This is a genomic window from Thermoleptolyngbya sp. PKUAC-SCTB121 (assembly GCF_016919485.1).
GTDB lineage: Bacteria > Cyanobacteriota > Cyanobacteriia > Elainellales > Elainellaceae > Thermoleptolyngbya > Thermoleptolyngbya sichuanensis.
In genome coordinates, this window is the sequence record NZ_CP070366.1 from 692,173 (window position 1) to 705,537 (window position 13,365).

At 57.5% G+C, this 13,365-nt stretch carries 14 protein-coding genes; 6 read left to right on the forward strand and 8 right to left on the reverse strand.

Annotation, left to right across the window (positions count from 1 at the left end):
- Positions 1-280 precede the first annotated feature (280 nt).
- From JTM80_RS02860 to rodA, 3 genes are all read left to right on the forward strand, one after another.
- A complete protein-coding gene (locus JTM80_RS02860) occupies positions 281-1,084 on the forward strand; it encodes a TPM domain-containing protein (RefSeq protein WP_172354075.1) in 804 nt (267 codons plus the stop codon).
- Positions 1,085-1,310: 226 nt separating this feature from the next.
- Positions 1,311-1,931 carry a precorrin-8X methylmutase gene (locus JTM80_RS02865; protein ID WP_205370563.1) on the forward strand — a complete coding sequence of 207 codons (621 nt, stop codon included), beginning with the start codon at positions 1,311-1,313 and terminating at the stop codon, positions 1,929-1,931.
- A 196-nt stretch (positions 1,932-2,127) separates the two neighbouring features.
- Positions 2,128-3,384, forward strand: coding sequence for a rod shape-determining protein RodA (rodA, locus tag JTM80_RS02870; RefSeq protein WP_172354077.1), 1,257 nt, complete (start codon positions 2,128-2,130; stop codon positions 3,382-3,384).
- A gap of 76 nt (positions 3,385-3,460) precedes the next feature.
- Here the strand turns inward: rodA and JTM80_RS02875 are convergent, their stop codons facing one another.
- The 3 genes from JTM80_RS02875 to JTM80_RS02885 all read right to left on the reverse strand — a co-directional run bounded on the left by JTM80_RS02875 (position 3,461) and on the right by JTM80_RS02885 (position 4,682).
- The gene (locus tag JTM80_RS02875; RefSeq protein WP_172354078.1) at positions 3,461-3,844 is read right to left on the reverse strand and encodes a VOC family protein; all 384 of its coding nucleotides are present in this window, start codon (positions 3,842-3,844) and stop codon (positions 3,461-3,463) included.
- Between the two features lie 27 nt (positions 3,845-3,871).
- The gene (locus JTM80_RS02880) at positions 3,872-4,078 is read right to left on the reverse strand and encodes a hypothetical protein (RefSeq protein ID WP_225906743.1); all 207 of its coding nucleotides are present in this window, start codon (positions 4,076-4,078) and stop codon (positions 3,872-3,874) included.
- Between the two features lie 334 nt (positions 4,079-4,412).
- Positions 4,413-4,682 (reverse strand): DUF3253 domain-containing protein, encoded by a 270-nt coding sequence (locus JTM80_RS02885; protein ID WP_172354080.1) that lies wholly within the window; start codon positions 4,680-4,682, stop codon positions 4,413-4,415.
- A gap of 32 nt (positions 4,683-4,714) precedes the next feature.
- Here JTM80_RS02885 and JTM80_RS02890 point away from each other — a divergent pair, with 32 nt between their 5' ends.
- Together JTM80_RS02890 and JTM80_RS02895 are read left to right on the forward strand one after the other, a co-directional pair.
- Positions 4,715-5,344, forward strand: a complete 630-nt coding sequence (locus JTM80_RS02890) for a flavin reductase family protein (RefSeq protein WP_172354081.1) — start codon at positions 4,715-4,717, stop codon at positions 5,342-5,344.
- Positions 5,345-5,400: 56 nt separating this feature from the next.
- Positions 5,401-5,898, forward strand: a complete 498-nt coding sequence (locus tag JTM80_RS02895) for a nucleoside deaminase (protein ID WP_172354082.1) — start codon at positions 5,401-5,403, stop codon at positions 5,896-5,898.
- An 89-nt stretch (positions 5,899-5,987) separates the two neighbouring features.
- Here JTM80_RS02895 and JTM80_RS02900 read toward each other — a convergent pair whose 3' ends face one another.
- The 3 genes from JTM80_RS02900 to JTM80_RS02910 all read right to left on the reverse strand — a co-directional run bounded on the left by JTM80_RS02900 (position 5,988) and on the right by JTM80_RS02910 (position 10,457).
- The gene (locus tag JTM80_RS02900; RefSeq protein ID WP_205370564.1) at positions 5,988-7,466 is read right to left on the reverse strand and encodes a carotenoid oxygenase family protein; all 1,479 of its coding nucleotides are present in this window, start codon (positions 7,464-7,466) and stop codon (positions 5,988-5,990) included.
- Between the two features lie 229 nt (positions 7,467-7,695).
- A complete protein-coding gene (locus tag JTM80_RS02905; RefSeq protein ID WP_205370565.1) occupies positions 7,696-9,093 on the reverse strand; it encodes a folate/biopterin family MFS transporter in 1,398 nt (465 codons plus the stop codon).
- Between the two features lie 107 nt (positions 9,094-9,200).
- Entirely contained in the window at positions 9,201-10,457 is a 1,257-nt protein-coding gene (locus JTM80_RS02910; protein ID WP_205370566.1) for a calcium-binding protein, read from the reverse strand.
- 652 nt (positions 10,458-11,109) lie between these two features.
- Here JTM80_RS02910 and JTM80_RS02915 point away from each other — a divergent pair.
- Positions 11,110-11,667 carry a hypothetical protein gene (locus JTM80_RS02915; RefSeq protein WP_205370567.1) on the forward strand — a complete coding sequence of 186 codons (558 nt, stop codon included), beginning with the start codon at positions 11,110-11,112 and terminating at the stop codon, positions 11,665-11,667.
- Positions 11,668-11,903: 236 nt separating this feature from the next.
- Here JTM80_RS02915 and JTM80_RS02920 read toward each other — a convergent pair whose 3' ends face one another.
- The gene (locus JTM80_RS02920; protein WP_172354086.1) at positions 11,904-12,602 is read right to left on the reverse strand and encodes a J domain-containing protein; all 699 of its coding nucleotides are present in this window, start codon (positions 12,600-12,602) and stop codon (positions 11,904-11,906) included.
- Positions 12,603-12,757: 155 nt separating this feature from the next.
- Complete coding sequence (locus tag JTM80_RS02925; RefSeq protein ID WP_205370568.1) at positions 12,758-13,363, reverse strand: ATP-dependent Clp protease proteolytic subunit; 606 nt, start codon at positions 13,361-13,363, stop codon at positions 12,758-12,760.
- Positions 13,364-13,365: the final 2 nt, after the last annotated feature.

Genomic DNA, 13,365 nt, shown 5'->3' on the forward strand with positions numbered 1-13,365 from the left:
TGCTTGCTCGCGATCCCCGCAATCGTCCGCGCCACTTCTCGACCGTCGGCGCGGACGTTTCCGTGTCTACACTTGTTTACACCTGCGGAATGCAGCGCTTCACGAAAAGCTGACGACCATCAGGAAGCCTATTGGTGGGGTTGAGCGAACGTTCAGTCCTTATCCCTGCTATATTAGACTAAGGTAAAGAATCGTAAACAATTGCGGCTATCGCTTAAGCTTTGCCACAAGTTGGGATTCTAGTCATCTCTACACGCTGATAAAGCTGATAAGTTTGCCCATGCTGCGGTCATTGTTTTCTCGGTTGAGTCTTGGTTTGTGGGTCACGCTGCTGATGCTTTCGACTTGGGCGATCGCCCCGACCGCCTATGCCTACGACAACCCAGACCTGCTGCCCGATCGGCCGACCAACATCATCGATCTGGCAAACGCCCTCACCGACACCCAGCAAGACCAGCTGGATCAGCATTTGCAAGATTTTGAAGCCGAAACGGGCTGGAAACTGCGCGTCCTCACCCAGTTCGACCGCACCCCCGGTCGCGCCGTCAAAGACTTCTGGGGACTCGACGACAAGAGCGTTATGCTCGTCGCTGACCCGCGCGGCGGCAATCTGCTCAACTTCAGCGTCGGCGACGCGCTATACGATCTTCTCCCCCGCACCTTCTGGATCGAGCTACAGACCCGCTATGGAAACCAGTTCTTCGTTCGCGACAACGGTGAGGATAGCTCGATCATCCAGGCGCTCCAGTCGATTGAAACCTGCCTGCGCCAGGGCGGCTGTAACGTTGTGCCTGGTCTGCCCCGAGAACAGTGGATTTTGACGTTAATTACCTCGGTGCTGGGGGGCATCATTTGCGGTTTTGCGGCTCATCCGCGCAAGCCCGGTCAGGTGATTGCATGGCAGTGGGCGCTCATCTTCTCGCCGCTCTGGGGCATTTTGTTCATTGCGTTTGGCATTGCCCCAGTGATTACCCGCACCGCCGACTGGCTGCCCCTGCTGCGGAACGTGGCGGGCTTTGCAATGGGCGCTCTGGTAGCGTTCTTGTCGCCCATGTTCAATGGCTCCACGCCCTCTGAAACTTGAGGCTTGGTCGGTTGGGGGCACTTCTGCGGGCGGCGGAATGAGCCTTCCCGACGCGAACCGAATCTGGTCAGAACCTTCCCTCTTTGCTCTATGAAAATCTCCCTGAAATGGTGAGGCAGCTTCGTGAAGGCGGCTTTTTCCCACAAGTTCTGCGAAGTGCAGGGCAATGGCGGGATGGAAATGTGCCACTATTGAATGTCAGTTAGCACCCTGAGGAACTGGGCGCATGGAGTGGCATATTACCGATGCTCAAAGCCTGAGAATCATCGATCGGGAAATAGGCAATCACGCCTTTTCGCCTGCGGAATATGAAATTGTGCGGCGAGTTATTTACGCAACGGCCGACTTTGAGTATCGGGATCTGATTCGCTTTTCGGAGCAGGCGTTGCAAGCGGGAGCCGCAGCCCTCGCAGCCCGCAGCACGATTATTGTAGATGTGCCAATGGTGCAGGTCGGCATTGTGCCGATTATTCAGGCGACATTTGCCAATCCGGTCTATTGCAGCATGGACGCTCTGACTCGCCCGCAGCGCGAGAAAACCCGCGTGTCCTGGGGTATCGAAACGCTGGCTCGTCGCTATCCAGAGGGCATTTTTGTCGTTGGGCAGGCCCAAACCGCCCTCTCTGGATTAGTCGATCTGATTGAAAAAGAAGAAATTAAGCCTGCGCTGGTGATTGGCACGCCAGCCGGATTCATTGGCATGGAGTCGGCGGTGGAGCGGCTGAAAGATTCTCTAGTCCCCCATATCCGTATTGAAGGGCGCAAGGGCAATGCGGTGGTTGCAGCGGCAATTGTCAGCGGGCTGGTGGATCTGTCGTGGCAGGCCTACGGAAAGGAAAACGAGTGAAGCTAGAGAGCCACAGAGCCACGAGATAGGCGGCAGGGAACTTGGGGCAAACCGTGAGAGACTGGTTTACTTGGGCTGACCAGCTTTGGGATGGTTCCAACCCATGCTTCTCTGACTGGATCGAGTGCCCGATCGGTTACTATCGGGGTTGCAAGGTTTCGGATTTTGCACGGTTTCTCAATCTCTTCTAAGGCCTATGCTACAAAAGTCCTTCATCAGCCGTCTCCGCTGGAAGTCGCTGATTTATCCCTGGCAGGATGTGGATTGGACGCTGCTGCTGCTGACGGTGGCGCTGACTTTGTTGGGGGGGCTGGCGATTCGGAGTGCAGAGCTAACGCTGCAACTGACGGATTGGATTCAGCATTGGATTACAGGCGGGGTGGGGCTGGTGCTGGCGCTGGCGATCGCCCGCTGGCGCTACGACAACCTGGTGAACTGGCACTGGCTGATTTATGCCATTACCAACGTATCGCTGATCATTGTGATTCTGATTGGCACAACGGCAAACGGGGCCCAGAGCTGGGTGACGATTGGCAACTTCAACGTGCAGCCGTCAGAGTTTGCCAAGGTCGGCGTGATTATCTCCCTGGCGGCGATTTTGCACGAGCGGACGGCTTCGACGATTCCAGCCATGCTCCAGGCGATCGCCATCACGGGGCTGCCCTGGCTGCTCATCATGCTGCAACCCGACCTGGGCACGGGTCTGGTGTTTGGCGCAATTACCCTAGGGATGCTGTATTGGGCGAACGCCAACCCCGGCTGGCTGCTGCTGCTGCTGTCGCCGCTGGTGTCGGCTATTTTGTTTAGCGTCTATTTGCCGGCCTGGTTGGCCTGGACGGCGCTGATGATTTTTTTGGGATGGCGCACCCTGCCTTGGCCGCTGCCGGGGGCAATTGGCGCAGCAACCATCAACCTGGTGGCCGGCGGCATGGGCAAAATTCTCTGGGGAATGCTGAAGCAATATCAGCGCGATCGCTTGACGCTGTTCCTCGATCCTGATAAAGACCCCCTCAACGGTGGCTATCACCTGATTCAGTCGCGCATTGCCATCGGTGCTGGGGGACTGTTTGGTCGGGGGCTGAATCAGGGCACTCAGACGCAGTTGAATTTCATTCCTGAGCAGCACACCGATTTTATTTTTTCTGCGATCGGTGAAGAGTTGGGCTTTGTCGGCTGTGTGGCAGTGCTGATTTGCTTTTGGCTGGTTTGCTTCCGGCTAGTCATCATCGCGCAAAACGCCAAAGACAACTTTGGTTCGCTACTGGCGATTGGCGTGCTGGCGATGATTGTGTTTCAGGTATTGGTCAACATCGGCATGACAATCGGCCTGGCACCGATTACTGGCATTCCGCTGCCTTGGCTGAGTTATGGACGATCGGCTCTGCTCACCAATTTCGTCGCGATTGGGCTGGTGGAGTCAGTCCACAATTTCCGGCAGCGATTGCGCTTTTAGCCTGGGTAGACCGAGCCTTTTGTCAGGCTTCGAGGGCAGGCACTTCGAGGGCAGGCATAAGATTAAGCGGGCTGGATTAAGCGGGTTGATGGCAAACCGCCTCGATGCGATACCCATCGGGGTCTAGCACGAAGGCGGCGTAGTAGTTGGGATGATAGTGGGGACGGAGTCCGGGTGGGCCGTCGTCGGTGGCTCCGTGGGCGATCGCCGCTTTGTAGAATTCATCTACGGCCTGACGGCTTTCGGCTTGGAAGGCAAGATGGAAGCCAATGGCGGGCTGGGGCGGGGTTGAGAATTCTGCTTTGTGCGCGATCCAAAACATTGGGCGCTGGCCCGGGCCGTAGGCAGCCATGTGCGGCAGGGCAAAGCATCGAGTAAAGCTCAGCGGCGCGAGGATGGCATCGTAGAAGGCAAGGCTGCGCGACAGGTCAGCAACACCCAGCGAAAGATGGTCGAACATGGTTGGGGCAGGTGCAAGTATCCAGCCCTAACGTACCACAGACAACTCATCGACAACGTGGACATGGCCGCGGCACACCGCACGGAGAACCCGGTTGATGGCGTAGCGTTCCTCTTCGCTCAATGAATCTTCTAGGATTGCGGCGAGAAGACCGTAGCGATCTGCCAGCGTCAGCACGCCCGTTACACTGGCTTGGGCAAAGAGTTCAGCGATCGCACCGGGAAGTAGGCTCATAGACGGAAGCATGGTTAGTGAGAGTCTCTAAGGAAAAGTGACGTTTTCAGGAACGTAAAGCGATTCAGGATGTCTTAAATATCGGGGATTTCTCGGATTTGGGAAGTGATAGAGCGGGGGGCGATCGCGTGATTCTACCCGTAAGATGAAGTGACCCATCCGGTCGCCAAACGTGACCAAACTGGGGCGATCGCGTGATGGAGATCACAGGAGGAACGGCGAAATGGCGCGCACCCTTGTCCAAAAACTCGGCATCAAACCCAGCACTCGCTTTCGCCCCATAGAAGAGGTGGGGACGTGAGGGAGGCAGGCTGACTTGCGGCGGGAGTAGAGGTTACGAAACGTCCCCATTCCCCCGATCCGTCGCCTGCCTAAATCGAATTGGCCCCCTAGCGGTCTGTGGGTCAACGGGGATGCCCTTCTGAGTGACGACAATCGCCCCAGATTTCGCCAAGTCTGCTCCGACCTCGCGCACCAGCGGCATCAGCGATCGCCAGGTTTCGCCACCGAGCGATCGCGCCACTTCCGACGGGCAAATGCTCTTGTCGAGCCCGCGCTGTTGTACTTGTTTCAGGATGCACTCGCGAATCATGTCAGAATTCATGCCATCCCTCGTAATTACTAAACTAACCCTCTATGGAAATTGACCCTGAGCTGCTGGAACCGTCGCTGCGCTATAAGCTGCTAATCGGCAGCGTCGTGCCCCGCCCGATCGCCTTTGTTTCCAGCCTATCGCCCCAGGGCGTGGCCAATCTTGCGCCGTTTTCCTATTTCAACGCGGTGGGACACATTCCCCTGGCGCTGATGTTTAGCGTTAGCCTGAAGCCCGACGGCAGCGAGAAGGATACCCTGCGGAACGTGCGCCCGCCCAGCGAAGGCGGCACCGGAGAATACGTCATCAACTTGGCGATCGAATCCTACGCGCATCAGGTGGCGGAATGCGCCGAGCCGCTGCCCTATGGCGAGTCGGAGTTTGACTATGTGAATCTGTCGCCTGCACCCAGCAAAGTGGTGAAGCCGCCCCGCGTGGCGGAGTCGCCCGTGGCGTTTGAATGCCGCACGCTGCAAATCGTTCCGGTGGGCCAGTTTCATGTGGTGATCGGGCAGGTGGTGCATCTGTTTGTGCGAGACGACGTGCTGGGGGATCGCAACCGGATTGACTCCGATAAGCTGGGCGCGATCGGGCGGATGGCGGGCTACGAGTATTGCCGTACGGGCGATCGCTTCGAGATTCCCAACGGCTTTCCCAAACCAGCCGAAAGCTAGCAAAAGGGTGGGATGATGGGGGACGTATCGATTCGGTGTGATCAGGAGTGACCGAAATGAGTGCTGTCAGTGAGCAGGATTTGGTGCTATTGCGGCGGGCGATCGCCCTGTCCCATAGCGCCCGCGAGCATGGCAACCGTCCCTTTGGCGCAGTGCTGGCGGATGCGTCGGGTCACATCCTGGCGGAGGGCGAAAACACCCAGGTCACCGACCAAGACTGCACCGGGCACGCTGAAACCAACCTGCTGCGGCAAATGGACAAAAGCCTCAGCCTAGACATGCTGGCACAATGCACCCTCTATGCCAGCACCGAACCCTGCCCGATGTGCGCCGGAGCCGTGTTTTGGAGCGGTGTAGGGCGGCTGGTGTATGCTCTCAGCAGCGATCGCCTCTACAAAACCCAGGGCGAGTCGCCCTACCAACTACCGCTCAGCGCCGAAGCAGTGCTGAGGCATGGCAAGCGCCCGGTCGAAGTGATTGGCCCGGTGCTGGAAGAGGAAGCTCTGAAAGCGTTCTCGGACTTTTTCTTAGTTGGCAAATCGGCTCAGAGCTAAATGCTGGCTTATGGGCTTCAGGCGCTCGACGGCTTTTGCTTGATGCATTAGTCGTCAAAAAATCGTCAAAAGTCAAAGATCGCCAAAAGTCAAAGGTCACCAAAATATTCGGGAGTGAAGCTGCCGTGTAGCCCGTAGGGAACGTGATGCCCTAGCCGCAGCGTGGCGATCGCCCCCCGGCCCAAATCCCGCCCATCCAGAATCACCAGTTCCGACTTTTGCCGCTCGGCATTGTAGATCAGCACCAGCACCCAGCCGTCATCCTCTGCGGTGGCCCCAGGCCGCGGCACAAAGATGGGTTCGCTGCCATAGCCGTAGGGCGCAGCGCTCCAAAGCTGGCGATCGCCCGTCTGCAAATCCACCTTCAGCACCCCTTGCAGCGGCGCATTGCCCGTCGGTTCGTGAGCTGCCCCGACAAACAAATAGCGATAGTCGCGTCCCACCCGGTCGGGATGCACCACCGGAAACTCGACACAGCGTTCGTCGAGCTTTTGCTGAGCCACAGAACCCGATGCCAGGTCGAAGCGAAAGCGCCAGAGTTGCCCCGGAGCCAGCGCGTCAAAATCCACCTCGCGATAGTCCTGTCCCGGTTCTAGCGTCGGCAGCGAATCGTAGCTGATGGAGTCCACCACCAGGGTTTTGCCCGCTTCAAAGGCATTCACATGGTGAAACACAAATCCTGAATTGACCGAAATCACCCGCTTCTCATGGTCGCCCCGGCGGGAAATGATCACTGCCTGCGTCGGCTTTTCGGGATGAAACTGGACGCACTCGCCCGCCCCCTTCTGCCCCAGCACAAACGGCAGCGGGTTAAACGACACGGCATTCTGGAAGAAGATGCAGTAGTGGGGCGTAATCACAAAATCGTGGATAAACGCGAAACCGGGGACTGAGTGGCTATAGCGGCGCACCACGTCGCCTGCCGGGTTGAGTTCGTAGACCGTGATTCGCGTCGAGAGTCCGGGGCTAATGGAAAAATTCACCAGGCAGGGTTCGCCGCCGTCCAGTTCGCTAGCGGGGTCAACCCAGGGATGCGCCGCGAACGCTTCACCAGGCTTTAGCCCGCCCTTCAGGTCGTCGGGGCCCAGCGTTTCCAGGGTGCGCGGGTCGAGGCGATAGGGTTCGGCTGCTTCCCACAATGCCAGCAGCTTGCCGCCCCAGTAAATCACGTTGGTATTGGCAATATTTTTGCGGCGCAGATCGAAGGCGTTTGACAGCACGCCGCCCGGTTTCTGTGTGCCAAATACGCCGCGATAGAGAATCTTCTGCGCCTGCTGCTCTGCGACAAATCCCTCGGTGCGGACAAAGCGATTGCGAAAATGGGCGCGACCGTTGCGGAGGGCGATCGCACACACCATCCCGTCTCCATCAAACGGATGCCGATAGCGCTGCCCCCCCAGTTCCAGCCGTCCTGGCCCATTGCGAAACAGCGTCCCCTCTAGCTCTGGCGGAATTTCACCTGCAACATCCTCGATGGCGTAATCAAGCTCTTGCTCCAAGGAGCGATAGCCTGTCTGCCAATCTTTGCGGCTATAGGGGCGAGTGGTAGAGAGCGGTTGGGTTTGCATGTCAGATTTTGAGGGTTTGGCGATTGGAGCGGGTGTTGGGCGACTGAGTGCTGAGCAGAAGCAATGAGCGATTTTGGAGGTTGATTTGGAGGTCGAAACTTTTCGAGTTTCCAGCAGTGTTTTAAGTGTCCATTGCAAGGGTCAATTTCGAGGGTTCATTGCGAGGGTCATTTGTCAATCCGCTGTCAATCCGCCTGTCAATTCGTCTGCCAATCTGTCTGTCAATCTGTCACTCCGCTACGCCGACCCCTTCGCCAATCTCTACGACGGGCTGCGTTGCTCGCGGAGTGGGGGTGTAGATTTCCAGTGTTTCATCCTCTTTGCCAGGGAGCCAGCCCAGGAAAGGCAGCGGTAGCAGGGTGCTGAGATTGGTGATGATGACCAATAGCCACAGGTTTGAGAAGTTGTCTTCGGTTACGCCGAGCCAGTGCATCAGCCCTGCGCCCAGTTCGTAGGACACCAGCGCAGCCAGGTTGGTGATGGACATCAGCAGGGCGAAGAGCGTCGCTTCTACACCGGGCGGGCAGAGGCGGGCGGCCAAAATCAGCACGGGCATATAGGCGATCTGTCCCATGACGGTCAGGATCAGGCTGTCGCCCAGGCTAAACCAGTGGTCATCAATGCCGATCGCCCGGTTTGCGTGGGTTACCAGCAGCAGCATGGTCATGCCCAGCAGCGTAGAAATCACAATCGTCCAGCCAAAGAAGGTGCGGAAGGGGACGGTGCGAAAGAACCGCTGGAAGAGCCAGATGCCCAGCAGCGAGGCCAGGCTGGTGACCAGACGGACGCGGCCCAGAAACTCTGGGGTAAAGCCGAGGTCGTTGGTGGTGAAAAAGAAAAAGGCGGATTCGGCGGTGGGTGTGGCCTGCCAGAGGAAGAGGAAGGCCGTGGGGAGCCAGATGGACTTTTGCGAAATAGCAGCCCACAAATCCTTCACCTGCGACCGAATGGCTGACCAGTCGGCAGGCTGCATGACGGGGGATTCGTCGATTAGCCCTGCCACCAGCGACACGATCAGCGGGAAGGTGGCTGTAATGGCAAACACGGTCTGCACCGAAAACCGCTCCAGCAAGAAGCCGCTGAGGTAGGCCGTTATCAGCCCGCCCAGGGCCGACGCGCCCCAGCAAATCGATTGCAGCGAACCAGACGTTTTGCTGGATTCCAGGCGGGCCCGCTCAACGACTAGCGAGTCCACAATCACATCGCTGACGGCGATCGCCAATGAACTCAGCGCGATCGCCAGCGTTGCAGCCCAGGCACTATGGACGACTGTAGACATAGCCACCCAGGCGATCGCCCCCAGTACGCCCGACAAGATCAGGTACGGACGGCGACGATAGCCAAAAATCGGCAGCCCGTCAGACATAAAGCCAAACAGCGGCTTAATCATCCAGGGAATGGCAGCCACGCCCAGCAGCGCCGACACCTGCGCCGGACTCAGCGCCAGGTCATCCTTCAGGAAAAAGCTGACCGCCAGCCGTGCCAGACCCAAAATGCCCTGCACAAAGTAGACCAGCAGAATCGCAACCAGTTCAGGCGTTGGGCGATTGCCAAATAGCACCTTCTCAGTGATGAATTCCGTGAGGTTTGCCTTGGCCTGCCCCAAGCCAGCGGAGGACTCAACCATCCAGTGTTAAGAAATATCAACAATGCCTTCTATCATAACCCCAATCTCTAGGCAGAGGTTGTCAGCTGGAGGGTAGATAGCAGACCAAGAGGGTTTACTCGGCAGGTCTAAACAATCAAGAAGCTGAGGGCGCTGAGGTTGGTGGGGCTGCTGAACGTGATGAATGCACCGCTGCTGCCAGAGGAGCCAAAGCCGCTGCTGCTGCCGTTGGTGTTGAGAAACAGCGTGCGCGACCCGGTGCTGTAGACAATGCGGGCGCTGCTGCTGGCGGCCAGGCGATTGTTGGCTACGACGGCAAATTCGCTGTCTTGGCTAAACCCAAAGCCTCGACTGCTGCGGAGTCCGAAGGTGCGCCGCGATAAGACGATGTTGTCTGTGCCTCGGAAATCGGTAATGGTGTCGCGCCCAAAGTCGCTGGTTCTAAAGCTGCGATCGCTCCGGTAGTAGAACAAATCGCGCCCCTCGCCCCCGGTCAGCGTGTCGTTGCCGCGACCGCCTGTGAGGTCGTCGTCGCCCTGGCCGCCGCTGAGGGTGTCGTTGCCGTCGTTGCCCAGCAGTCGATCTGCGCCCGCGCCGCCGACGAGGGTGTTGTCGTTGCGGTTGCCCGTCAGCGCGTTGTTGAGCCGATTGCCCACGCAGAGCCGCGCCTCGCCCCGTAGGTTGCAGTTCTCCAGCCCCCGCACCAGGAAATAGTCCACCGAAGACTCGACCGTATCAATGCCGCGTCCTGCGCCCAAAATGCGATCGCCCGGACTGTCGATTACAAAGGTGTTGTTGCCTGCGTTGCCCACCAGGATATCGTTGCCCGTACCACCATCCAGCAGGTCGTTTCCGCCTGGCCCACCAGAGATGCGGTCGTCTCCTGCCAGCCCCCGCAGCACGTTGCTGCCGCGATTGCCCACCAGGACGTTATCCCCGTTGTTGCCTGTGCCGTTGATGTCGGCATTGCCCAACAACACGAGGTTTTGAAAACCCGCCGACAGCCCCAGAGAACCAAGGTTAAAGGTAATGAAAGAGCGGATGGTTGTGGTGGTTTGGTTGTTGCTTTGAACGATGCGATCGCCCGGTGCGTCAATGACGTAAGTGTTGTTCCCGGCTCCCCCGGTGAGCGTGTCGCTGCCTGCGCCGCCATCAAGCGTATCGTCACCGGCACCGCCATCAAGCTGGTCATTTCCCTCGCCGCCGCTCAAAAAGTCACTGCCAATTCCACCGTCTAAGCGATCGTCTCCTGCTTCGCCAAACAGCCGATCATCGCCGCCTAAACCCAACAGCGTATCGTTCCCAGCACCGCCAAAAATGATGTCATTACCAGAAGTGCCTTCTAAACGGTTGTTTTGAGAATCGCCTGTAATCGGAGTTGCCATTCAAACATCCTTGGGGTGCGTGAAAACGGGCCGTAACGCCTTAACAAAGTGCTGATTAACGCTGATTAACAAAGTGCTGACCTGAGCAGCCAGGTAGATGCTGGGCGCATCCCAGCTATGCAAGCCTGCTCTCATCCCCCAGCCCCTTCTCCCCAAAAGGGAGAAAGGGAGCCGAATTGGAAGTCCCTCTCCTAAAGCAGGAGAGGGATTTAGGGTGAGGGTTACAAAAGTGGGATACACCCTAGATGCTGATTAAAAGCCCATTGATTGATGGTCAAAAAATGAGGCAGAAATTTGCTTGAGAGCGTTTTCGCCTATTGACTATAGCGCCATTTTCCCAGGGCGGATCAACTTTCATTCAGCTTGACCTGGCGTACTTAGATGGCACTTTTTCTAGCAGTTTGAAGGGGGGCGATCGCCCTTTTCAAAACCTTTGGACTTTTGGCAACTGGGGGCTGAGAAAGTTTGGCGCTGAGACATCCTAGTGCTAAAAAAATTGATCAGATCTGCGGCTGTGACTTTGCGAAAAGTGTCTAGGGCTGGGATTTTCCTGCTGCTGGGAGCGAACAAAATTAAAATATCGAAAGCGATAGCAACCGCTTGGATCGCTTGTGCTTGTATAGCTTGTATGGATTCCTGGATAGAACGCGCTATGACACAATCTCTGCGATCGCCCTTCCCGCACAACCGTTCTGCAAGCCGCCCCTGGCAGCGTGTGGCGCTCCTGCTGGCCAGCCTGCCCATTCTGGCAATTAGCGGCTGCGAAACGCCCACTTCCACCCAGTATCAGGCCACCGCCACGACAACCTACACCTGGCTGGTGGAATACGAGGGCGCAAACCGACCAGGCGAACGGCCGCCCCGAATCGAAGAATTTGCCTCCACCTCGCTAGAAAATCGCAACGGTCAGAAACCAGAGGGCGCAGTCACCGGCCCCGACGACAAGGGACTCTGGTGGCCCGCCCTGCCCCCCAAGCCGACGATTGATGACATTGAAGCCCGCCAGCAGCGCCAAGAGCGACCTGGCACACCGCGACTCAACAAAACCGTTAACTACACCATCACGTTCCGTCGTCCCGGCGAAGACAACCGCACGCTGCCCACGCGCTACGAGGTCTATCGCCAGGTCGTCAAAGCCTACGAAGACCGCATTCCGCTAGAATTTACCCTCGACCCTGCCGAGCGCACGGTGCTTAAGGCAACGCCTTAGTTAATTAGGACTTACACAGTTGGACAATTTCTCGCTGGCTGCGCCCGCGAGAAATTGTCCAAAATCTAGAAAGCTTATCGCAAGTGCGTGAGTTTTGGTCAATTTTGGATTTTTAGATTGGCAATTTTGGATAGCTAGGCCAGGAATGTGTAGGGAGTCTAGCAGTTTCCTCTGTGGCTCTATTTCTGTGGCTCTATTTTAAGAGGGCAGGAAAGACGGATATTAGGGCACAGACATTACAAAATCTCGATGCCGTCCAGTCGGCGCAGGTCGCGATCGACCTCAAACCAGAGGGCGCGATTGCGCGGGTCGGTGCGGAGGGCCTTGTTGAGATAGGTGCGGGCTTTTTCGGGCTGCTTCAGGTCAACCAGGTGGCGGCCCCAGCGCTGATAGGCGATCGCCAGCCATTGGCGCACCTCTAGGTCGTTGGGCAACCGCTGGGCCAGCCCTTCAACCAGCGCAACGGCGCGGGGATAGCGCTGCTGCCGCAACAACTGCTGGAGGCGGCTATAGACATGCTCTTTGAGCTGATGATCCGTCGGCGAGGCATCCGGGTTGCGCTGGATCGGCGGGCGCTTGCGAATGCCAGAGCTGGACTGTGCGGTGGGACTCCGCTGGGTTTGGGCTTTTTGGGCGGAGGAGGGCGATGTGGCTTTTGGCGAGGCGGCTGATGGGGAAGCATCGGCTGCGCTTGGTGCGGGTCGCGGCGGGGCAGGGGAAGGCAGAGGGCGATCGCCCATGCTCGCTGGTCGCACCAACTCCATCAGCCGCCGATAGGCCGCATTCACCTGGATAAACTGCTCTGCCTGCTGAGCGCTGCCCGGATTCAGGTCGGGATGATATCGCCGCGCCAGCCGCCGATAGGAAGATTTGATCTCCTCGTAGGTGGCGCTGCTTCTCAGTCCCAAAATCCGATAGCACTCAGCAAGGTTCATCAACAAGGCTCATCAACCGGGCGATCGCCTCAAGCGTTCCACGTTAGCGTTCCACACTCAGGGTTTCACACTGGGCGTTTCACACTTAGCGTTCCAAGTGTAATCGTTCGCTCCTAGAAATTTCAATTTGAATAATTGAAAGAATGATTGAAATCTCAACTTTGGGCGTTCGCATCCGTAATCACTCGGTCAATCAAGCCGTATTCCACCGCCTCCTGCGCTGACATGAAATAGTCGCGATCGGTGTCTTTCTCAATCTGCTCCACCGTCTTGCCCGTGTGCAGCGCCATCATCTCATTGAGTTCCTGGCGCACCCGCAAGATTTGCCGCGCTTCGATGTCGATGTCGGTGGCCTGGCGACGACCCGTTCCGCCTAGCGGCTGGTGAATCATGATCCGCGCATGGGGCAGCGCCAGTCGCTTTCCTTTTGCGCCCGCCGTCAGCAAAAATGCGCCCATCGAGGCCGCCAGCCCCACGCAGATCGTCACCACTTCCGACTTGATGTGCTGCATGGTGTCGTAGATTGCCATGCCTGCTGTCACCGAGCCGCCCGGCGAATTGATATAAAGATAAATTGGCTTCGTGTTGTCGTCCGAATCGAGATAAAGCATATAGGCGACAATTGCATTCGCAATGCCGTCATCTACTTCTTCTGCTAGAAAAATAATCCGCTCCCGAAACAGCCGCTCGTAGATGCTGATCCACTGCTCAAAGGAACTGCCAGGGAGGCGATAGGGGACGCTAGGAATTCCAATCGGCATAG